Origin of the sequence: Glutamicibacter sp. BW77 (genome assembly GCF_002332285.1) — a bacterium.
Classification (GTDB): Bacteria; Actinomycetota; Actinomycetes; order Actinomycetales; family Micrococcaceae; genus Glutamicibacter; species Glutamicibacter bergerei.
In genome coordinates this window covers 48,608-69,350 of record NZ_NRGT01000086.1, presented here as the reverse complement: position 1 = coordinate 69,350, position 20,743 = coordinate 48,608, and the positions used below count along the sequence as shown (strand labels likewise).

The 20,743-nt window shown below is 55.8% G+C and carries 28 protein-coding genes; all 28 read right to left on the bottom strand.

Translation table 11 applies throughout. From position 1 onward, the window contains the following. Positions 1 to 6: 6 nt before the first annotated feature. The 28 genes from CIK74_RS17440 to CIK74_RS17295 all read right to left on the bottom strand — a co-directional run bounded on the left by CIK74_RS17440 (position 7) and on the right by CIK74_RS17295 (position 20,702). The gene (locus CIK74_RS17440; protein WP_096257687.1) at positions 7 to 2,580 is read right to left on the bottom strand and encodes a phage tail protein; all 2,574 of its coding nucleotides are present in this window, start codon (positions 2,578 to 2,580) and stop codon (positions 7 to 9) included. 78 nt (positions 2,581 to 2,658) lie between these two features. After that, positions 2,659 to 3,426: a hypothetical protein gene (locus tag CIK74_RS17435; protein ID WP_096257686.1), complete on the bottom strand. Its 768-nt coding sequence runs from the start codon at positions 3,424 to 3,426 to the stop codon at positions 2,659 to 2,661. Continuing rightward, entirely contained in the window at positions 3,423 to 5,768 is a 2,346-nt protein-coding gene (locus tag CIK74_RS17430) for a phage tail tape measure protein (RefSeq protein ID WP_096257685.1), read from the bottom strand. Before CIK74_RS17430 ends, CIK74_RS17435 begins: the two co-directional genes overlap by 4 nt. A gap of 38 nt (positions 5,769 to 5,806) precedes the next feature. After that, positions 5,807 to 6,073: a hypothetical protein gene (locus tag CIK74_RS17425; RefSeq protein ID WP_096257683.1), complete on the bottom strand. Its 267-nt coding sequence runs from the start codon at positions 6,071 to 6,073 to the stop codon at positions 5,807 to 5,809. Positions 6,074 to 6,168: 95 nt separating this feature from the next. Beyond that, positions 6,169 to 6,558, bottom strand: coding sequence for a hypothetical protein (locus CIK74_RS17420; RefSeq protein ID WP_096257681.1), 390 nt, complete (start codon positions 6,556 to 6,558; stop codon positions 6,169 to 6,171). 99 nt (positions 6,559 to 6,657) lie between these two features. Next, positions 6,658 to 7,239, bottom strand: coding sequence for a hypothetical protein (locus CIK74_RS17415; RefSeq protein WP_096257679.1), 582 nt, complete (start codon positions 7,237 to 7,239; stop codon positions 6,658 to 6,660). 91 nt (positions 7,240 to 7,330) lie between these two features. After that, complete coding sequence (locus CIK74_RS17410) at positions 7,331 to 7,708, bottom strand: hypothetical protein (protein WP_096257677.1); 378 nt, start codon at positions 7,706 to 7,708, stop codon at positions 7,331 to 7,333. Continuing rightward, on the bottom strand, positions 7,708 to 7,956 hold the full coding sequence (locus tag CIK74_RS17405) for a hypothetical protein (protein WP_096257675.1): 249 nt from the start codon (positions 7,954 to 7,956) through the stop codon (positions 7,708 to 7,710). Before CIK74_RS17405 ends, CIK74_RS17410 begins: the two co-directional genes overlap by 1 nt. Next, complete coding sequence (locus CIK74_RS17400; protein WP_096257673.1) at positions 7,949 to 8,287, bottom strand: hypothetical protein; 339 nt, start codon at positions 8,285 to 8,287, stop codon at positions 7,949 to 7,951. Before CIK74_RS17400 ends, CIK74_RS17405 begins: the two co-directional genes overlap by 8 nt. Further along, a complete protein-coding gene (locus CIK74_RS17395) occupies positions 8,287 to 8,679 on the bottom strand; it encodes a Gp19/Gp15/Gp42 family protein (protein WP_096257671.1) in 393 nt (130 codons plus the stop codon). The genes CIK74_RS17400 and CIK74_RS17395 overlap by 1 nt, the downstream gene beginning before the upstream one ends. 2 nt (positions 8,680 to 8,681) lie before the next feature. Then, complete coding sequence (locus tag CIK74_RS17390; RefSeq protein WP_096257669.1) at positions 8,682 to 9,095, bottom strand: hypothetical protein; 414 nt, start codon at positions 9,093 to 9,095, stop codon at positions 8,682 to 8,684. A gap of 77 nt (positions 9,096 to 9,172) precedes the next feature. After that, positions 9,173 to 10,195 carry a major capsid protein gene (locus CIK74_RS17385; RefSeq protein WP_096257667.1) on the bottom strand — a complete coding sequence of 341 codons (1,023 nt, stop codon included), beginning with the start codon at positions 10,193 to 10,195 and terminating at the stop codon, positions 9,173 to 9,175. Positions 10,196 to 10,207: 12 nt separating this feature from the next. Next, positions 10,208 to 10,576: a K structural protein gene (locus tag CIK74_RS17380; RefSeq protein ID WP_096257665.1), complete on the bottom strand. Its 369-nt coding sequence runs from the start codon at positions 10,574 to 10,576 to the stop codon at positions 10,208 to 10,210. Positions 10,577 to 10,606: 30 nt separating this feature from the next. Further along, positions 10,607 to 11,266 (bottom strand): hypothetical protein, encoded by a 660-nt coding sequence (locus CIK74_RS17375; RefSeq protein WP_096257664.1) that lies wholly within the window; start codon positions 11,264 to 11,266, stop codon positions 10,607 to 10,609. Between the two features lie 79 nt (positions 11,267 to 11,345). Next, positions 11,346 to 12,008: a hypothetical protein gene (locus tag CIK74_RS17370; RefSeq protein ID WP_096257662.1), complete on the bottom strand. Its 663-nt coding sequence runs from the start codon at positions 12,006 to 12,008 to the stop codon at positions 11,346 to 11,348. Next, the gene (locus tag CIK74_RS17365) at positions 12,008 to 13,420 is read right to left on the bottom strand and encodes a hypothetical protein (RefSeq protein WP_141392993.1); all 1,413 of its coding nucleotides are present in this window, start codon (positions 13,418 to 13,420) and stop codon (positions 12,008 to 12,010) included. The genes CIK74_RS17370 and CIK74_RS17365 overlap by 1 nt, the downstream gene beginning before the upstream one ends. Positions 13,421 to 13,435: 15 nt before the next feature. After that, positions 13,436 to 14,977 carry a hypothetical protein gene (locus tag CIK74_RS17360; protein WP_096257658.1) on the bottom strand — a complete coding sequence of 514 codons (1,542 nt, stop codon included), beginning with the start codon at positions 14,975 to 14,977 and terminating at the stop codon, positions 13,436 to 13,438. A gap of 13 nt (positions 14,978 to 14,990) precedes the next feature. After that, positions 14,991 to 15,389: a hypothetical protein gene (locus CIK74_RS17355; RefSeq protein ID WP_096257656.1), complete on the bottom strand. Its 399-nt coding sequence runs from the start codon at positions 15,387 to 15,389 to the stop codon at positions 14,991 to 14,993. 508 nt (positions 15,390 to 15,897) lie between these two features. Continuing rightward, positions 15,898 to 16,239 carry a hypothetical protein gene (locus CIK74_RS17345; protein ID WP_096257652.1) on the bottom strand — a complete coding sequence of 114 codons (342 nt, stop codon included), beginning with the start codon at positions 16,237 to 16,239 and terminating at the stop codon, positions 15,898 to 15,900. Positions 16,240 to 16,548: 309 nt separating this feature from the next. After that, positions 16,549 to 16,941, bottom strand: a complete 393-nt coding sequence (locus CIK74_RS18595; protein WP_141392991.1) for a hypothetical protein — start codon at positions 16,939 to 16,941, stop codon at positions 16,549 to 16,551. Positions 16,942 to 17,195: 254 nt separating this feature from the next. Beyond that, positions 17,196 to 17,843: a hypothetical protein gene (locus CIK74_RS17335; protein ID WP_141392990.1), complete on the bottom strand. Its 648-nt coding sequence runs from the start codon at positions 17,841 to 17,843 to the stop codon at positions 17,196 to 17,198. Positions 17,844 to 17,941: 98 nt separating this feature from the next. Then, positions 17,942 to 18,193, bottom strand: a complete 252-nt coding sequence (locus CIK74_RS17330) for a hypothetical protein (protein ID WP_141392989.1) — start codon at positions 18,191 to 18,193, stop codon at positions 17,942 to 17,944. A 103-nt stretch (positions 18,194 to 18,296) separates the two neighbouring features. Beyond that, entirely contained in the window at positions 18,297 to 18,506 is a 210-nt protein-coding gene (locus CIK74_RS17325; RefSeq protein WP_096257647.1) for a hypothetical protein, read from the bottom strand. Between the two features lie 181 nt (positions 18,507 to 18,687). Then, entirely contained in the window at positions 18,688 to 18,984 is a 297-nt protein-coding gene (locus tag CIK74_RS17315) for a hypothetical protein (RefSeq protein ID WP_096257645.1), read from the bottom strand. After that, the gene (locus tag CIK74_RS17310) at positions 18,971 to 19,273 is read right to left on the bottom strand and encodes a hypothetical protein (protein ID WP_096257644.1); all 303 of its coding nucleotides are present in this window, start codon (positions 19,271 to 19,273) and stop codon (positions 18,971 to 18,973) included. The genes CIK74_RS17315 and CIK74_RS17310 overlap by 14 nt, the downstream gene beginning before the upstream one ends. Continuing rightward, on the bottom strand, positions 19,273 to 19,470 hold the full coding sequence (locus tag CIK74_RS17305) for a hypothetical protein (RefSeq protein ID WP_096257643.1): 198 nt from the start codon (positions 19,468 to 19,470) through the stop codon (positions 19,273 to 19,275). Before CIK74_RS17305 ends, CIK74_RS17310 begins: the two co-directional genes overlap by 1 nt. A gap of 71 nt (positions 19,471 to 19,541) precedes the next feature. Continuing rightward, positions 19,542 to 20,243: a hypothetical protein gene (locus CIK74_RS17300; RefSeq protein ID WP_141392988.1), complete on the bottom strand. Its 702-nt coding sequence runs from the start codon at positions 20,241 to 20,243 to the stop codon at positions 19,542 to 19,544. A 57-nt stretch (positions 20,244 to 20,300) separates the two neighbouring features. Further along, positions 20,301 to 20,702, bottom strand: a complete 402-nt coding sequence (locus tag CIK74_RS17295) for a RusA family crossover junction endodeoxyribonuclease (protein ID WP_096257641.1) — start codon at positions 20,700 to 20,702, stop codon at positions 20,301 to 20,303. Positions 20,703 to 20,743 lie beyond the last annotated feature (41 nt).

Here is a 20,743-nt window from a genome sequence, read left to right as displayed (position 1 = left end):
GACCCCCTAAGAAATTTCGAGCTGGATAGTCTCAGACGTTCCATCCGCGTAAGTAACCACAGCCTCAACGCCAAGATCAGGCACGAAGCCAGTCGGCCCCGTACTGCGCACGTCAAAGCTGAAAGCATACGATTCGCGATTGTCCGGCGTGACCGTCTGCTCAATCCACCGCTCGCCCGGCCCGCTAAACATGACCGCTTGATCCCCCGTGCCTTCGCCGTCCACGACTTCCGCGCCGAGGCTAGCCCAATGAGCCAGCCCGTTATCGAAGCGTGCATTCAGTAGAAGGTTGAAAGGCACAAGGTCAAAAGCGGACGCGCCAGCATCAGTCGTGAGCAAACCCGCGTCCGTGGATTCCGAAGAGCCTAATTCGCGAAGCTTGGCCGAGAGCGTGATGCCCGAGCGCCACGGCTTGATAATGTCGTACTCCAAACGCACAATGCGCTGCGTGTCCGAAATACCAATCTCTTCGTCAACTACCGTCACGAAATCGCCCGCATCGAACGCGTCAAGCTCGTTGCCTGTATCGGCAACCGTGACCTCGTATGAATACGACGGCTTCGAACGGTTTGCCAGGGTCGCGTTGGCCATTGCGAGCATCGTGTAAGGCGACGTGCCAGACTTGAAATCGTAAGTCGCCGAACGAACTTCTGACGTGTGCGAATAATCCTCCACATACGGCACACCGTTATTCACCGAGGCGATGGTTTGCCCGTCCGCGTTGCGCGCATAGATCCGGGTGATTAGCGAGGTTGTATCAATCACGCGCTTAGGATCGCTCAGACCCTTGCCGTAGAAGAACGCCACGCCGTTATCGCGGCCCGAATTCGTGACCAGTGAAACCCGATGATTGCGGTTATCAAACACCAAATCGCCGCCGTGATTCTTTTGAACCTCACGCAACAGGGCGAGCGGATTCGTGTTCTCAATCGAATACGTGCGCAAAGTCCGCACGTTCGCCACGTCCACAGACCAGCCCGTGCCAGCCAACGCGATAGTCATCACGTCGCCCGCCGCCACCTGCCGGAACTCCTGCGCGTCAATCTGCCCAGCCGTAGCCAAATCATAAAATTCAGCCTCAGCATAAACGGACGTGTGAACCTTCCGGCCAGACCGCTTATCCGTGATCCGCCGAATCCGGTAACGCTCCCCCTCCACCTCAACGAATCGCTCGCTAGTCAACGTCGAAGCGTACTTATGAGTCGCGGGCAAAGTGAACTCAAACTTATGCTCGCCGTTCACCTCAGACGTGACCACAGCACCCAAAGAATCAATGATCACAGTCACCGGCACATCGTTACCGTCACAAAGAATGATCGGAGCATGCGGATAATTCGGAGGCGCGCCAGCTTCCCACTCACGCGCCGTCACCGTCACCGTGAAAGTACGCGAAACCTTGCGCCCAATTTCTTCAGTCAAAGTAACCGTCACTTGACCGTCGCCGACTTCGAAGCCCGAGGCTAAAGTAAGCACCGAACCTGAGATAGTCGCCGAAGCGACAGGCGGCGTGCTAATACTCCACGACGGCGCACCCTGATTAGAGAACACCAAAGGAATATTGACCAGGCCGCCCTGTTCCAAGGTCTGATTCGGGATAGCTTCAAGCGTCGGCGCTGGCTCGCTCGGAACGTCCACCGTGAAACCGCTGAATGACTGGCCAACCGTCATCGGCACAGTCCACCGCAACAGGCCATTCAACGCGGCGGGAAGCTGCGAGCCCGTCTGCCACGTCGCGCCAGCGTCAGTAGACCAATAAGGCGTAACCTCAGCCGGTGCGCCCGTAACGACAGGCTGAGCGCTCCACGAAACCCGCTCAGCACCCGTCGAAAGGGTGCCCGCAACTTGGGCGGTAATAGATGACTCGCTCAACGTGTAGCGTGTCCGATTCGCGTCCTTTTGCCCGTCTGCCCATTTGCCAAGAGCCACCGAATCAACGAACCCTGGCAGGTCGAAACTTGCCCCAGGGTGAGCTACTAGCGCTTCGTCAAAAACGCCCGTAGTCCAATACCCAGCAGACTGCAAAGCGTACACATCAAGATCAGCCGTCGAAGCCGGGTTAGGCGTACCAGCCAAGGCGCGCACAGGGCCGATCCAAGACGCGCCAGTTTCAGCAAGCACGCTGAAAAGCTGCGAAGTCTGCGCACCATAATCAAGCAACTGCCCAACAAACTGCCAACCGAGCGTCTGCACCCAAGGCGTATCCTCATACTGGTCAAGCAAGCTAGCACCAGTCGAGCTATACACCTGGTGACGCAACCGGCCACTAGCCGCCGTCGCCAAGTACGCAACCGGGCTAGAACCGCCTCGCGTAGACATGAGCGGAGAATGTGCCATGACGTAACTTTGGCGCGTCCACAAGCCCATCAAGAGCTTTCCATTGGAAGGCCACAAGCCACTGAAATGAGGAAGCTTGAAACCACCCTGATCAGTCGCCGGATTTACCTGATTCAAACCCATCTGGTAGCCCCACTGGCCCGCAACGTATCCATCATTCGCGCCGCCGACCACGCGTTGCCACATGCGCGAAGGGGTCACAGCATCCGCATAATCCAAGCCCGAGGCTGGCGCGATACGCTGCAACGCAACAGGATTCAAATCAGGGTATGAAGTCGGAACCTCCCCAGACCACGAAAAACGGTTATCCCACAAAAGAGCCCCCTAAATCCTGCGCGCATTCGCATACAAGCGACGCGAACCCGTAGGCGCGCCCGGCACCGAAACACTCACCGTCTGCCCCGGCGTAAACGACGCACGGCGAAAATGACTCATAAAACGAACGATGCTGGCCAACCTCGCGCCCGTCGTCGCATCCTTTTGATAAAACTCCATCGCCTGATAATCCAAAACGTTCGTGCGCCCCGAAGTCGTAGCCGAAACCACAACCTCAAAGCCGCCAACCTTCACCGTCGCCTGAGCGCCAGATGGAAACTCAATCTGCGGATAAGCAACCGTATTTCCACGATCCAAAGTGAACGAAAGCGACGAAGCGAAACTAACCGGCACCTGTTCGGCCTCCATCGCCGCCGCATCGCCCACCGTCTCGAATGAAACATCAGCGCGCAACGTGAAGCTCTTACCGCGATGCCAGCCAGCACGGCGCCAGTCGATCTGGCCCGAAACCATGACTTCCCACCACTGCCATGCCGTATCCAGCTCGGCAATCAAGCTCTGCGCGCCACGGTGCGGGGCAATCAAGCCCACGAAATTATCGCGTCGCTCTGCAGCCTGTTCCGGCGTAGACCCCTCGATAAGAACGTCAAAAGTGAACGCCGTGTGAGACTGAGAAGCGCCGTAGAAATACCGCGCATCCCGGCCTTCTGTGTCCTCAGTTTCCAAAGACAACCCGCCGAGTGACGGCCACTCAACAAGAGTCGCCGTCACCCCAGCCAGGCTATTTGTATCCACGCCACCGAAGATAAAACTCAACTCACCGGCCCCCCTAGACTTACTTTGCCGTTGGATCGGTTGGAATTGCTTCCCCGAGCGTAAAGACCCTGAGAAATGTCGCTAACTCCAATATCTGCCTGAACCTCAACCGGGCGCTCAGCCAACTTTTGAAGCGCGTAGATAATCCGATCAACGTCGCCGGAAGCCATGCCCCCGCCGCCGCCTTCCGGCACGTGCTGAGATAGCTTCGACAATGGAATGACAGCTTCCGGCCCGGCCTCGCCCACAACCGCAAGCGTCGGCTTCGTGACAACGCCACCCTTTGCCAACATAGGAATGTTCGGCACAGACCAGCCGCTGCCACCCACACCAGGAACCCAGTCCGGGATAGTAAAGCTGATCTTTCCGACCGTGTTATTCCAGAATCCGGCAATCGAATTGAACGCATTGCGGAACGGGGTCATGATCGCATCGCCGATTCGTCCAAAGATCCCTGAAACCGTGGATACGGCGCCAGAAAAGAAGCCCATAATTCCATCCCAAATATTCGAGACGGTGGTCTTCACGAAATTCCAGCCGCTAGACCAGATAGATTTGATCGTGTTCAGAATGTTTGAAATGTTCGTCTTGACGTTATTGATGTAAGTCTTGACGAATCCAACAATGCCTTCCCAGACTGACTTCGCTACGCTCTTGATGCCGTTCCAGACGCTTGACCAAATACTCTTGATCGCATTGATTACCGTCGAGATGACCAGCTTCACCGCATTGATGTAGCCCGTAACGAAAGCCACGATTCCAGCCCAAACCGCCGAAGCCACAGTCTTGATCGTGTTCCACACGCTCGACCACGTTGCGCTAATCGCTGAAACGACATTCGCAATAACAGTCTGCACGCCAGTGATCGCCGAACTAATGAAGCCGGTAATCGCATCCCAAACAGACTGCGCAAACGAAGATACCGCGCTCCAAACAGCAGACCACGTATCACTAATCCAAGTTAGCGTTGAACCGATAAAGTCACCGGCAACCTGAATCGAAGTCTGAATGAACCCCCAAACCGCATCCCAAATGGTCTGGAAAAACTCGGTTTGAGTCGCAAGGTAAACGATGCCAGCCACAAGGGCGACAAGGCCAAGGACAACCCATGTGATCGGGCTTGCCAGCAGGGCCGCATTCGCCGCCCAAATGCTCGTAGTCCACGCCACAACAGCCGCAACCAGAGTCACGCCGATAATTCCCGCCACAATGCCGAGAACCCACTGATTCTCACCCAGCCAAGACCCGAACGCCTGAATGCTCGGCATCATGTCAGTAAGTGCCGTGGAAATGGTGCTAAAAATACCCGAGGCCAACGGCTCTAGCGCCAGCGTCGCATTATTCTTGACCACATCCCATTGCTGGCCAAAGCTCATAGTTTCCTCAGCAGTGCCAAGGATCGTGTCCGCGGTCTGCCCTGCAGCCTTGCCAAGGTCATCCATGTTTATGGCGCCGGACTCCAACGCCCCGATGAACTGCGAGGCGCCGCGAGTACCGAACACCTCAGATGCCAAGTCCAGCGCGGCCGCCTTGTCGCCGGATTCAATGAATCCGCCAATCTCGCTTTGCACACGCTGGAACGCCTCGGCTGGCTCTTCGCCGTCCTTGGCAAGGTTGACAAGCCCCCGAGACATGGACGACATGACCTGAGTCGAGTTCAGGCCGGCCTTATCCAGCGAACCAATCAGCACAGCAGTCTCTTCGAAGCTGAACCCGAGCGCCTGAACAGCCGGAGCATTCTCGGATACCTGAGAAGCCAAGTCATTCATGCCAACGCCTGTAGCCTGGGATACCTGAAAAAGGTGATCCATCGACTTAGAAACGTCGTCGCCCTCGATCTTGAAAGCACTAAACGCCGCGGAAGTCTTGCCAACGTCCACGGCCTCACCGAGGATATTGCCCGCTTGCAGGTACTGCGCCGCGACGGTTTCCATCGTCTCGCCCGATAGGCCCATGCGGGTGTTGATATCGGCAACCGCCGTACCAATATCGCCGAACTCATTCGGTACCGTCTTGCCAACGTTCTTGGCAACCTGCACCAGACCTTCAAGGTCATCACCCGTCGCCCCAGTGCCGACGCGAATTGAGTTAGCCATTTGGTCGAACGTGTCGCCAATTTTCCACATGCCAGCAAACGCGCCTGTGACAGCCGCCGCCGCACCGAGCGCAACTAGGCCTTTTTTGAACGACCCGGAAAACTTGCCGCCCGCGCTCTTGCCCGCCTGCTCCCCCGCCTTATTCGCGCCGGGGGTCAAGACGTCGGCAATCGTTCCCTGCGCACCCTCCATCGACGGAATGAGATGGACGTAAGCCTGAGCAATATCAACGCCGCTACCAGCCATTTAGACCCCCTTCGGGCATAAAAAAAGACCCCAAAGGGTCAATTGGATTCCCACCAGTCATCGAACTGGCTAATCGGAATAGGGTCTTTGCCGAACGAGCGCGAACCGTTTTCAGCGCCGGGGCGGTCAATCGGCTTCGGATGCGGCGCATTTTTACGCCCTGCACGCTGCCAATTTCCCTCGGCGAGCATGTCGCCAATGAGCGCCAAGAGCTGCGCATTGACTTCACCGTTGGCCCAAGCGGCAACCTCTGGATGCATCGCACGCGCAATAGCCGAACCGGCCGGAGCATGACGCACAATCACCCAAAGGTCACGCCACGAGAGCTCAAAAGTGCCAAGGTCATCTATGTGCTTCCCGAGAGTCAGCAGATGATACTCAATGGCCTCGCCATACTCCCTTAGGAGCTGGACGAGGCCGAAGATTCCCCCAACTCAATGTTGGAAACCCGGCCCCATTCCTGCATGACTTCCTGAATTTCGCCCTTAGTGCCAGCGGCGTAGCAACCCGGCGCGTACTTCTCGAAAAGCTCACGCTGAATTCGAGACAGCGACGCCAACATATCGGGGTCAAAATCATCAGGCAGAACCGGCTCTTCACCCGAAGCGCTCGCCAGTTCCTTGGCTTCCTGAATCTTCTTGATCATCGGCTGCGCAGTCGTCGCCGCTTCCTCTAAGCGCTCGGCCAAATCGGCGCTAATGTACTGGCGCAACGGAATGGAAAACTTCTTCTTGGAACCGGAGAGCTGAAACTCAAAAACGTTCTGCTTGAAACTAGGCTTGAAAACCATTTGCGGGAACACCTTTCAAAAATTTGGAATGGGAGCGCATTAGAAAAAGGGTGAGCCGGGGAGCGCTCCCGCATGAAGAAACCCCGGCCCACCAGCCTGTTAGGCGGAGAAAACCCCGTCATCGGTGTAGATGTGAACGTTGTATCCGTCCGCATCTGGGAACGTCTTTAGCGTGATCGGCCAAGTGATCGCGTTCGTCTTCGTGAACGCAACTTCGCCCTGCTCAGACACCTGGCCGTCAGGCACCACAATCAGCACCTTGGCTTTGCCGTCCTTGACGCGGAACTGCCACGGCTTACGCGGCATATCCGTAGCGCCCATGGAAGCCTTGATGATGCGGCCCGTGCTGTCAGTTGCCGGGGTGACCGTCACATTGTCGTCGCCGAAGTAGTTCTTCAACGCCGCTTCGTTCGTCTCCAAATGAGCCCACGCCAGAGTGCCGTTGAATTCCTCCAAGATTTCCTTGATGGTCGCACCCGACCAGTCTTTGATCCCGGTCATTGACCGTTCGGGGGTCAGCGTGAGTCCGTCCTCGGAGATATACCCCGAGTCTTCCCAATCGGCCCCGGCCGCCTCTCCCGGCGCAGTCGGCAGAACAGCTTCTGGGCCACCCGAAAGGATCGCCCCGGTGGTTGCCTGATCCGGCCCACCTACAAGAACATTCTTGGCATCAATAGCCATGGTTATTACCCCTTCCGGGCATTAAAGAACAACGCCACGCACCGCAATTTGGTACGTGGCATAAAAACGTGAGTGAGTTGGAGCGCGAGGGCTAAGCGATCACCGCATGATGGACATGGATAGCCGCATTGAACTGATACCGAAACAGGGTCGGCTTGTCAGGATGCGGAAGATTGACCGGAAGGTTTGCTTCCACCTCGTAGAACTGCACCCCATCAAGAAAAAGACCGTCCAAGCCCTTGACTAGCCCCCACACCCGTTGCGCCAGCTTGATCGCTAAAGCCTCGCGCTCGCCGTAGCAGTCAAAGACCAGCCTCGGGCGACCGGACACCAGCGTTGCTTCGGGGCCACCCAAAGAGAAAGCGACCAAAAAATTCTTGTCGTTCGTCATCTTTGAAGAAACGGGTACGCCCGCCAGCGGTTTCAGGTACTCGCGCACCAGGTACTCAACATCGGCAGGAGCTTGCATTAGCCGCCACCAAGTGCGCGCAACAGTGTCGCGTTGCGTGCATTGTCGATAGCGGCCTCTGTCGTCTCTGTGCCAATGAAGACACGGGCGCGAGTCTGCCCCCGAGTTCCTGCCACGGCTTCATAGCCCGGCCCGGCGCGGTTGGCGATCTTCTGCCCTTCACTCATAAGTAGGCTGGCAACAGCCGGGTCATTGAGTAGCGCCCGAGCGCCCGCGCTTTTCAGCTTGACCTTGATTTTTCTAGCCATCACGCCTCCGCAATCGAATTCGAACGTGGTCAGTACGCAATCCGTAAATCCACGGCTCAGGCTCGCCAAGTAGCACGAACTGACCGTCAGTAACGGGAAGCTCAACCCTTGCGCGACGTGGCACCATGGCAGTCTCGGGAAGGTAGACCGTGAAGTCAGCGACCACACCATCAGCATGCTCAAAGTCGCGGCCACCGTTCCCCGGCTGCACAGAACACCCATCAATCGGCGTGCGCGTCGGAACCGTCCAGCTCTCCACCGTCTCCCCGCGCTCCACAATCTCTTCGGGCATGAGCACGACAACAGTCTGGTTAGCGAATCGGGGCAACATTACGGCAACCCCGGCACGATCATGAACGCCTTGCGGCCACTCTTCCCGCTACCCAAAAGCGCCTTGTCATCCTTCGTCAGATACAAGTTGCCGTTCGGGTTGCTAAACGAAAGGCCAGTGCTCACACCGCCCGCGGTTTCGTTGCGCGATGCCACGCCCTCAACATCGTTGATAGCTGCGAGCAAGGCACGCTTGACCATTCGGCAAACAATGAGCTTGGGAACTTCCGCGTCAAGCTTCCCTGTCGAAATTCGCCCGTCAATTCCGGGGTAAAGCTTCCGAAGGACAATCGAAGACTCTTTGAGCTTCTGATCCCCCTCGGCGTCATATTCGGTCGGCATGCCCGGCCAGTGAGAGCGCAAGTCTTCAATAGTTGCGAATGGTACGGCCATGCTTAGACCTGCTTACGCGGGCGCCCACGCTTAGGCGTTGCGGGCTTAGTGAAGTCTGGCTCGCCCGATTCCTCAGCGGTAGCGTTTTCGTCGCTCTCCGCCGATTCTGCGCCCTCGCCTTCGGCAGGGTCAGACTTATCCTTCTGATCCTGCTCGGCCGCCGTGCGAGCCTCTGCAAGAATGGCCTCAGCATCCACCTGGGCTTTGGCGATGATGCCCGCCGCGTCATTTTCAGCGCTAGCGATGACTAGCGCGGCCTGATCCTCGGTAGGGTCGGCAACAATCTCCACGGCAACGGGGTTTGGCGCGGGTTGCTTGCCAGTCGCCCAATCAGGCAACTCTTCACCCGGTTTGAATTCATGAAGGCGGCCAGAGACGTCCAAAGCGGACGCATGGCCAAGAGAAATGATCCCCATTACGGGAACCTCCTAAAAGAATAAGGAAACGCCACTAGGCCGCCTGAATATTCAGACGGCCTAGTGAAATCTCATGCTTAGGTGAGAGCCAGACCCGAAAGGGTCAGGTTTGCGTTCGGCACAACCGGCAACGCGATAGCAGATGCCTTAGTCCACTGCGCCACCGGGTCGTTATCCGAGTACGAACCAACCACGATGCCCGGCGCCTCGGTCGAGTCGATGCCGTAGTTCTCGTCCAGCGCCTCAGCAGTGACACCCCACAGGGTTTCGCCGAGCTTCTTACCGGCAGGCGGCAAGAACAGGATGCGCTTTGGGTCGAGGATGGACTGAGCAACCCCTTCTTCTACCTCCACCTGCGCATCGTAAGTTACGAGCGTCGGCAGTCGGAACGAAGCCAGCAGGGCATTCAAGGCATCAATGGTGACGATGTTCTGAGTCGAACCGGCAGGTAGGACATACCCGCGGATAGCGCTGTTTCGCATCAGAACGGAAACCAGCTGCTCGGAGGCCAACATTTCGGCCGGGCGCACGCCGTTGGTCGCGACGTACACACCGACCCATGCCAGTAGGTCGTTGATCGGGTCGGAATCGGCCTGATCCCAGCGAATGATCGCGGTCTGCGAGTGATTCGCTGCGCGCCCGAAGTCGGCTTCGAGAGCGAGCCCGTTCTCAGACACCGTAACCGAGCCATTCATCAGCGCGTCGCCGCGGGCAATTTCGAGTCGGGCCTTAATTGCCGTTGCCAGCTCAACCGCGTCATTCAAGATTGCATTCTTGATACCTTCATCAAGCTTGCGCATCTTTAGGCGGTCGTACTCACCGAGGCGGCGCTTCTCCGAAATTGGAGGAAGCTCACCGTGGATGCGAGAAATTCCGCGACGCCCGGAAATGGGCGATTCCGTGTCATACGAACGGTACGATGCCGCACGCGACAAGCCACCGCCACCAACCGACGCACGGAAATCAATATCATCCGTTGGCACGTCTGGAAGGTACGCGGACAGGCCGAACGCATTCTGCGGAAGGTCGGCCAAAGCCGAGCGGACATAACCAGTCAGCTCAGTAGGAGTGATGTAATCACTCGAAAGAACAAGCGACATAAGATTGCCTCCTTAGGCGAAGATGATTCGACCGGAGGCAGTAGCCTGCCCGGCTTCGTCAACGGATACGGGAAGCTTGGCTGCCTTTACGCGGCCATGCTCAAGAATTGCGCCACCAACCGGCGTTGCCGGATCGGCAGGAGCCTTAACCGTGGTGAACAGGAAGCCAGCAAGGTCGGCAAGCTCGGTCCAAAGGACATACGTCTCGCCAGACTTAGCCAGCGGCAGGCCAGACTTCAGCCAACCGTCCGGGTAATGAGTGTCCTTGGTGAATGTCGAAACGTCCAAGGTAATGGTCTGCGCAGCATTAGTGCCATGGGCAGAGCCGAGCCAAGACTGATCGTCCTGGCCGAAGGATTCACGCTTGATAGTGAGATCCACGATTCCCTCCTAAAGGGGTAAAAGAATTGATTATTTCTTGCGGCTTTCGTAGAGGTCGCGCCCAGCGTCCAAAGACCCTGCGGGCGTGCCTTTGCCCGACGCGCCTACACGTCGATTCACTCGGTTTCGTGCGTCCTTTGCGAGTCGCTCAGCGAGCTTCGTGCGCTTCTCCTCATCGGAGATTGAAGCCAACAATTCAACATCGGCTTCGTCAACAATTCCGTGAGTCGCTGCCAACGTAGAAACCTGAGCTTCGGCTTTCAACGAGGCAATCTCAGCGTCTTTAGTAGCAATCACCGCGTCTCGCTCAGATACGGATTCGGTCAGCGTCTCGTTCTCAGTGCGCAACGTATTTCGTTCGTCGCGAGCCTTGCGAAGATCGGCCAGAACGGCTTTCTTCGATTCGCCCGATTTGAATTCGTCGTCGGACTTATCCGCGTCCGCATCTTCACCGGCCGCGTCCTCGCCTTTGCCTTCCGAATCCTTGTCGCCGGATTCCTTCGACTTGTCTTCGTCCGGCGCTTGCCCCTCGGATTCTTTCAAGTCCGTAGCATCGTCGGATTCGTTCGATTTGTCGGAATCGTCCGAACCAGTGCCGTCGTTACCTTCAAGGAACCGTGCGCCCTGCATGCCCATCGCGGACATGTAATACGGCAACGGCTCATAAGTTGGCATGACAGATTTCAGCATTGCTACCTCCACATTTTGTTTGCCGTCTCGGCGGTTGAACCCGGCACCATCTAGGGCGGGAAAATAAAATTACGGGCGATCAGGCGCCCTGACGCTCGGCGAGCAGTTTTTCTGGGTCATACCCGTACTCGACGCGTGCGCGGGTTTCTTCCCACACCGGCATCGCATGGCACCGGCAGCCGCCGTGAAAGCGGGTCATCTCACCGTCTGCGCCCTGAGTTTGATCGACAGTGCCGCGAGAGTAAACGAATCCACGACTGGCAAGCATCAGGCAGAAATCGCAAGCACCAGGCTCAGGTACGCGAGCAAATGCCGCACCGTCACGAGCAGAGTTATTCCACACCGTGTTATGCCCCGGCGCCAACGAGTATTCGTTAGCGATCAGCAACATAAAGTCCGCGAATTCCGAAGTCTGGCCAGTGAACAGGTGACCGGCCTCGCGAGTTGCGAAACCAATCCGGGCGTTCACCTGTTCGATCGGCAACGGCGGGGCTAGCACTGATCGAAACGGGCCAGGCAGGCCATTGGCTGCGCGAAATCCTTCGAACCATTCAGCCGCCGCCGTTGCAGAAACATCGCCCCACCGCTCAATCAAGGGTGGAACAAGTTCAAACAACGCCGCACGAGCCGAAACCGGATTATCCAAATCGATACGCGCCAAAATTCGACGCAAATCAGCCGCAACCCGACGCGAAATGTCGTCATTCGCGGCAGGTAAGCGGTTAAGGACAGCCCGTGACATTACGAATCCTCAGGAGCACTAGGTGCCGGAGGGCGTTCGCCGGTCACGTCGCCGCCAACGAGGCGATCTAAGACCGAACCAGCGTTCGACTTCCGCATGTATTCCGTGTTGCGCTTGATCTGATCATCAGACAAGCCGTAAAGCTCCATAGCAAGTTCAGGATCACCATCAGGGAACGCTTGAACATACTTCAACGCCGCATCGGAACGGGCCGCGACAGTAGGCGTACCAGGATCAGCGAAACGAATCGACAGGCCACGAGTGACACGCTCAATCGCCGCGAACGATGTTGCACGCTTTACCGCTAGAACCTTGCGCGCAAGATTCAGCATCGCCGATTCGTAGGAAAGCTCAATCTGATACTCGATCAGTGAGAGCATGTCGGCCTCGGCTGCTCGAATAGCATCGGCCGAGGCGGGCTGATTCTCCTGAATGCCCAAATAGCTCATAGGCATCGAAGTTTCCGAGGAAACTTGCAAACCAATTGACTTGAACATCTCAGAATGCGGTTGCATCGAAGCCTGAGAAAGCTGTTGCAACTGCGCCCGAACTAGCTTGCCCTCTTCGTCATCCCACACGTCAGGCAAAGCCCACACGCCGCCCGTGATCGCCTTCCACAAGTCGATTCGGTTGCCGCTTTCATCGGTGAAGTGCTCTTCGCTCGCGCCAAGCAAAGCCCGTTGCGGAGCAGAGAAGAATTCAGCCGTGACTTCCATGCGTAGCAGGGTGCGCACGCCGCGTTCCATTGCGCCAATCAGCGGGCGGGTGATGCGCGAACGCCCGAACGGGCGGTCAACATCCCAATCCCAAACGAACGGCTCACAGCCAACCACGTCATGGCCTTGGCGCGCTTCATCGACGACAACCCATCGACCATCGACGCGATCAATCGCCAAAATCCAACCGGGAACGTGCATATTCACGCTGTTGCCGCTCACTACTTCAAGAGCCGCCGTCACGATGCCCGTGCGCGAGTCTTGAATGCAAGTAGCTTGCATGGCGGTTCGCACAACGATGATAACCTCAGGGTCACCAGCACTAGTGTCACCGCTCGCGGTGAAGACGAACGCCGGGCCATGCCTCAAAGATGACTTGATAGCGCCACGCAAAGAACGCGACACATAGCGCCCGTCGAAAACCTCTTGCAGTTCGTCAAGCTCAGTTCCATTACCGGGAAGGCGGAAACCCTCAGGGCGAATGCGCGAACTAGGAACCGATACGGTTTTCTCGCCCCAGCCGAGCGGTGTCTGGAAATCCACCATATGAGGCGGAACCGAAAACCCGACCCGATCCAACCGGCGCTTAGAATCATGCAAGTTCCGGCGCAACTGATTACGTGGCGAGCGTTGCCGAATGGTGCGCAGCATCTCTTCAAACTTCGATCGCTCCGAAGCGTCTAGTTCACGTAGCACACGCACCACCTCCAATCACAAAACCACCGCATGACGCTTCCGCGAAGAGCCACCATCAGGGCCACCGCTAGAACGCTTACGACGACCAAATTTGACCGAACCATAAAGCGCGCAAGTCGCGGCCATAGTCGGCATAAGATCAACTTCCAAATCCGAGCGATTCCACTTGAAAGAACCCGGTCGATTCTTGATCGGCTCTTTCACCGTGGATTTCATAGACACAAAGAAATGCTCTTGCTCGACAAACCACGTAATCGAACGCTCACGCTTTACCGCGTGATAAAGCTGCCCGCAAGCCTGAATGAATTCGTTCGTGTCAAGAATTCGAACGGTAAGACCCCGCTTTTTCAGCGGCGCTTCGAGCAAGTCACGCGCCGGGCTGAAAGCATCCATAACCACAGGAACGCGCCTTTTGCACCGCTCCCAAAGCCAATTGACAAGAGCGGAAATACCCTCTTCGCTAAATGGCGAGTTCGCCGCAAGCTCTAAGTGGGTTTTCGTATCCCCTGGCACGGCCGCGCAAATTGAAACCTTCGTTTTCTCGGGATTCATATCAACCCCAAACGCGGACACCGGCAAATCATGGTCGAGTTCATCGGCGCCAACCTGCAGCGCCTTCAAAACCTTTTCAGAGAACGCAAGTTCCAACACCTCGGCGGGCGAAGGGAACATGTTCAGGCGCTCGCGAGCAAACGACTTAGCAGACCACCGTTCCATCTCGCCTTCAATCGTGGACTCGGCTAAACGAATCCCGAGCGCCGGGTTACCCTCAGCCCAATTGCGACGGTCGCGAACGAAAGCTTGCAATTCAATCTCGGTCATCTTGTCGAGCTCGCCTTGTGGCGAATGCTCAACCCATGCCGTGCGCTTCGAACGGCCCGTAACCGCTGCAGAGCGAACGCGAATGAACGGTTCGCCGCGCTCCCCCACAACCTTCGGAGGCGTGCCCATATAAACGGTCACCGGGTCACCCGAAGGTGAAGCCGAAGTAGTAGGCTCTAGCGCTTCCTGTTCATCCTCTTCATATTCCTGCGCTTCATCAACGATCAGGAAATCAAAAGAGGAACCACGGCCAGCGCCGCCCGTGCGAGCTCCGAGCTCAATAAGTCCACCGTTCGAAAGCTCGATTGCTTCCTGCCCGTTGGTCTTTCGAATCTCGACAACCATTTGGTTTAGCTCGGGGTACTTCGCGTTAGGGTCATTCACCTTGCGCCCGAAGAACTGCATTAGGCGCTTGAACGCCTTGCGCGCCGAGGTGAGCAAATGCGAGGTGTGCAAAATCTTGTACCCCATCATGACAAGCAAATAAAGCTCTACAGCCTCAAGCGCGCCATTCTTGCCATTCTGCCGAGCAACTGACAAGCCCCAAGTGGAAGCCGCCCAGCGCCCCTCGGGGGTCATGCGGAACCAAATGCGAACCGTATTCGCTTGCCACTCATCAAGAGTCAAGCCATAAGCCGCGGCAAGGTCGATACAAGCCTCAGCGTGAACCGTCGAAACGTTCGGGCACTTCGGCGAAATCTGATAGCGCGCAACCTGAGAGCCAACCAAAGACAAGGAGCATCACCTCTTAGCCGCTCTGAGCCGCCACGCGGGCACGCATCTTATCCAGCGCCGTAACGCCTGTCGGAAGCGGGGCCGCGGGTGCGCCCTTCGTTGCCGTAGCCGTCAAGCCGTAGCGAGAAATCTTTTCAATCAAAGTCGCGAACGCCGTTTGCTGCTGCCGGGCCTCGCTGAGAACATTCTGGAATTTGACCTCAACCGTGAAGGGCTCGCCGTCATCCTCGGGGAAATCAAGCCGGAACTGCATCAATTCCAAGACGCCTTTGCCCTGAATAATGTTGTCCAACTCGTTCAGCCGGTCAGCCGTTCGGGCCGCCTCCAAAACCAAAGCATCGCGACCAACCTCGCCCGTTTTCAGAGCCTCCCAAAGCTCTTGACCGCGCTCACCTAAACCGAAAACATCCATGCCGAGAACCTCCAAAAAGACCAAAAGGCCAAAAATAAAGAAATCCCTAGTCAGCCTGACAATCAAGCTCGGGGGGATATTTTCGCTATGCCAGGTGGGGCGGGGCTGGGGTGGGGCAGGAACCTCCTACCCCCTACCCTTCAGGCTGTGGATATGTGGATAACTGTGAATAACTTATGCACATTTGGGGATAACGGGGTTTACCATTTTCGGCTTGTCCGTAGTGGCTTGTTTGCCATTACGGTTTTGACCTTTGGTGCTTGCCGGTTTCCTTTGCTGATGTTGCATGTTCGGCAGATGACGATCAGGTTCGAGGGGTGATCGCTTCCGCCTTTTGAGTATGGGATCATGTGCTCGACTTGTGCGCCGTTGAATGCTCGCCGGTCTTTGTAGTTGAGGCGTTGCTTGCAGTAGAGGCAGTTGGTTTGGCCTCGGTCTTGTGCGTCGCGTATGACTAGGCGTGCGGTGTTGAGCCATGCGGTTGTGCCGGTGCGTGAGGTTGCCATGCTTAGGCTCGCGTGAGGATTGGCCCGTTGGTTGTGTCCAGCGCCGGGATTAGGTGGAAGGCGTCTTCCTCGGTCATGCCTCGGCCTTGGATGATTGCTAGGCCTAGGTTCTCGCCTCTGAGGTTGCGAGCCTGGCGGGGGAAGAGGATTCTCGCGCCGTTGGTGAGCGTTATGGATTCTTGCCCGTTCATCATTCGAACGCTGTCTACTATCTCGACGGGTAGCAGGTCTGTGAGCTGGCGAATGATGGCCGTTAGTGCTTTGTGGGATTCGGGGATGATCGCGATGTTTCGGCCTGATGCGATTTCGTGCAGCATCGCGTCAATGCATGGCTGGCTGAGCATTTCGTTTTCCCCTTTATCTAAGTAGGTTCTCGGCAGGGCGAACCGCTATCGCAAGGAGTAAATAGCGTTTGTGGTGTCCGTCCTTTACGCCTCGGTCGCCCACATGGAAGGCGCTGAGGTTGTCGCTTGACCGAGAAGTGTAGTGACGGCGTTGACTCACCCTACTCGCATGGACGCTTAGTTAGGGGTCACGCCGTCAAGTGCCGAAGCCGTGATTCGAACACGGAACCTACCGCTTACGAAACGGTTGCTCTACCAATTGAGCTACAAGGGCATTGGGCAGATTGGCAGCTTGCCCAGGCTGAGTTATTACGCTGCTATGAGCTGTTTGCGTCTCTCCGCTTTCCAGCGGCGCATGTATTCGTTTTTGCGAGCTCGACAAGGCGCGCACTTGCAATTTCGCTTGCCAGATTCGCCGCCACCGTGTTCTACTGATTTTTCCTCAGCGCTCTTTTGAATGTGGCAGGGTTCGCAAAGCAATTGGCATTTGGCGAGCTCTGGAATCAGGACAAGCGGGCTTGCATCCCATCGCTCGGCAATAGTGAATTTCTTTGTTCGCGGGTCGATGTGATCGAATTGCAAATTCGTTTGGGAATCGCATTTGGCGCAATGCCCGCCGAGTAAGCGAATCATTGCTTTCATTCGGCTTTGATAGCGTCGTGCGCGATATGCCGAACGTCCTTCGGCTGTTTTCCAATCCATTTTGTCTCCTGAAACACGAAAACCCCGGCGCAGGAGTACGCCGAGGTTTTCTAACCCGAGGAGCTACCTCGGGATTCTTTGAAAGTTTATTGATGCCCGCTCTGCTGTTGAGCTACAAGGGCGTTAACGCAAGAAAGGCGGTCACTTTGGGGAGTGACCGCCTTTCGGGCATAAAAATAACCTCCACCGTATTCGGTAAGAGGTTTGGAGGGGAAACACTTTTCCCCTAGAAATGAGGGTAACAGATTTTTTGTTTACTCGCGAATCTTTTGGTGTGTGGCGAGCAGGTCTACTGGGAAGTAGAGTCTTCGCTCTTTGCCGCCGATCCCGATTCGGTCTAGGACGTATCGGAGTAGTCTTCGATCCACCCAGTTTTCGAATGTTTTTTTCACGACGTTCACACCCATTTGTGATTGTAGGGTTTCCCTAGCTTCTCTTGGCGGCATTGGTGTTTCGCGGAAGTATTGTTTCCTTTCGGCGCGTAGTTGTTTGAGGTCATACCAGGTTCCGCATTCGGGGCATTCGGTACTGTCTGCGTCGGGGGCTGCTGTTAGTTCTCCCCCGCATGTTGCTGGGTCACCCCATTGGTATTCTGCCGTGCAGTTCCCGTATGCGTGTTTTTCCATGGGGTTGTCGATGGCTCGTTCGGCTTTGTCGAATAGTCCTTCGAGCATGTCGAGGAAGTTTCCGGAGAATTTGTCTTTGGCTAATGTTTTTGCGTTGAGCGGGAGCATTTCGCCTTGTGGTGTTAGTTCTACCCAGAGTCGGAGTGCTGCGCGTACTTCGAGTGCTCCGACGCGGATTGGCATGACTGGTTCGGTGCTCATGCCGTCGCCGCCTTCGCGGTTGCGTGGGGCGGTTGCGTCGAGTCTGGCCATGGTGGTGAATAGTTCGTCCATCATGTCGGGTACTTTGTCGAGCCATGCTTGCAGGTCGCTAATGCATGAGTTGCAGAGGTAGAGGTTTGTTGGGTTTGCGCAGTCGGCGGTTGTGCATTGGGTCATTCGTGTTTTTCCCGTCCGTCGAGTGAGTGGTGGGTGTAGAGGTTGATCCCGTTTTCTCGTTCCCAGTGCACTCCGCATGGGCAGTGGTCTGATGGGATTTCGTGGATGATGTGGTCGTTGTTTGGGAGTACGTGTATTTCTTTTTCGTCGTTGTCGTCGTAGATCCATTCGACGATTGTCCAGTTTTTGGGTGGGTCTGGTTTGCGGAATAGGTTGATGAGTGGCGCGAGCAGTTGTTTCAGGCTCATCGTTTCCACCATTTTCCGCAGTTGCATTTGATTTCTGGGCCCCATGGGTAGCCGGGCATGAATTGGCGTTGGATCTTGTGACCTTTGAGCTTGTGCCACCACTTCATAGGATTGTTTCTTTCGGGGTTGCTTCGAATTCGGCTTCGAATGTTTGGGTTAGGACTTCTCCACCCCAGGCTTTTTCCGTTTCGAGTGTGGCGGTTCCGATGATCAGTTCGTGCTTTGTGGTGCCGTAGTAGGTTTTGGCTTGTTCCTGAGCGTCTTTGATTACTTCGCGTACGTTTGCGCCTTTGGCTGTTCCAATGAGGTTCATTTCCGTTCCCTTCGTTTGCGTCGTTGCAGTTGTTTGGTGTGGTTGATTTGGTTGATGAATTTGGCAGTGGCGATTTGCCATCCTGCCGAATATGGGTCTCGATATGGAGTCTCGGCACGCAGCTGCTTTTCGCGTTCCATCGACCTTGCGATGACTATCCGGTATGTGCGGCGGGTGAAGTTCATTTGGCCGGTCCTACTAGCGCGTAGTTGGTTTTGCGGTCGATGCCGGATTCAGGCGCAAATGCTCTAGTCAAGTCTTCGATGATTTGCGCCCATGCTTGACCGGCCTTTGCGATTGCGTTGCCGATGTTTTGGAATCCTTGAACCATTTGCCGGGTTTGCCATGCGAGCGGGTTGAGTTCTCGGCGGCGTTTGTCGGTCTGCTCAAGGGCGTTTTTCATGTAGAGGTTTGCCATGCGGGGTTGGTTCGTTTCGATCATGTGAATCGCTTGGCTGATCAGTTCATCGGTAGTCATCGGGGTTGCCTCCTGTGATTTCGTGGATGCGGTCAATGGATTGCGCGGTGGATTCGGGGGCGCGGGTGTGCATTTGGTATCCGCGGATGCCACTGATGGTGATTTCGGTGGTCGAGTCCGTGATTAGTGTCCGGGTTATGTTTCCCACGAACACTTGTTGAGTTTCGTTTCGGTTTTCGATCTGAATTTCAGTGCCTGGGCTTTCGGTGTAGAACATGATCTGCTCACCGTCAGCCATCTCGACTGCGATACCGATTCGTTTGATCAGACACGGGTCAAAGGTTCTCATTAGCTCTCCTTGTACTTTGTTTCACAAGCTTTTGGGCTTGTCAGATGCGGTTTTGAGTGGATGGTTCGTCCGTGGATTGCTCGGATCTGGGCGAGCGCGTCTTCGTAGCGCTCGTATTCACCGAGGAGCTGCCCGTCGCGGTATTGGATCGACCAATAACCAAGCGGGCTACGACGGCAGATGAATAACGGGTTCATTCTGGTTTTCTCCTTCGTTTTTGGGCATAAAAAAGGCACCCACGTATGTGAGTGCCTTTCCTTGGCTTTAGCTATTCGTTGAGCCAACCACGATTTTCAGCTAATTTGACGTACTCAGGGTCGAGGTATTCGTCGTATCCGTTCATTATCCTGACGAATAATTCACGAAACTCTTCGCGGAGCTTTTCAGGTGGAAGTTTTTCCTCATGAAAGTCCCGCAAAATGTTGTGGACACCGTTGAATAGCTCATTACGCCCATATCTGAGATCCCCATCGTGGGGCGTATGCGTTCCTGCCTCAGCCATCATCATGGCTAGATCGTCTAGATTGGTCATTTCTCCAGAGCGTCCAGGGAGCGACCTCAGGATAATGAATCTCAAACTTTTTTTGCGCAATTGAACACTAGCCAGCCTCAAAGCTTCTTGATCGCCCGAACCAGCTGCGAATATATCGGCATGTGCACCGAGGTAGTCAAACAGCGACTCTTCGAGATTGCGCTGATGTTCCAAATTCGCACTAGCAAGAATCTGGTCATGATTTCGTTCCGTAGCCTTAACGCTTTCATCTTTCATGTGCTTTATCTGTGCTTGAGAACTTCTCCATGCAGCGATAGCAAATACTGCTAAAACAACTGTCGCTACAGCGCTTATCCACGTCGCCCACGTTTGAGAGTCGGCTGATGAGACAGGATTGGCTACACTACAAGACAATTCTTTTAGCTTGATTGCCGTCTCAGAAGGTATTCGACAAGTTATGGTATCCGCGGTGATCATGTCCTGATCCTATTCACCTTCCTGGATCGGTTCGAATGTGAAGCCTCTGCGTTGCGTTCAGAGTGCTTGCACGCTGATCATCGCGCCTGAGTTGTCACCCACCGCGTATCGTTTGAAAGTTTCCACTTCCGCTACTTGAGAATCGTCGCGGTAGATCCCGGCAGCGGTTAGACCATCGAGGATTGCCCTTAGGGTCTTGTCTACGTCCGGTTTGGTGGTGTGATGCTCCGGTGCTGAGGGTTTCAGTGTTCCGGCGTTGCGTCCGGTTCCGTAGTGGCCTTTGGGGCGCGGGAATCTGAATATCACTTCAACCCGCACTGCGCCGGCATATGGTGTGAATCCTTTCGGTTTAGCGCGTCGTGCTTGATGGGTGACAAGTGTTCGCCAGGGTTTCAGCGCTTTGGATGATTCGACTAGATTCGTTTTGCCGGTCAGCTTCCCGTTCTTCCTGACCGGCATCGCCGTTTTGGATCCTTGAGGGGCAGGGATACCGGACACGT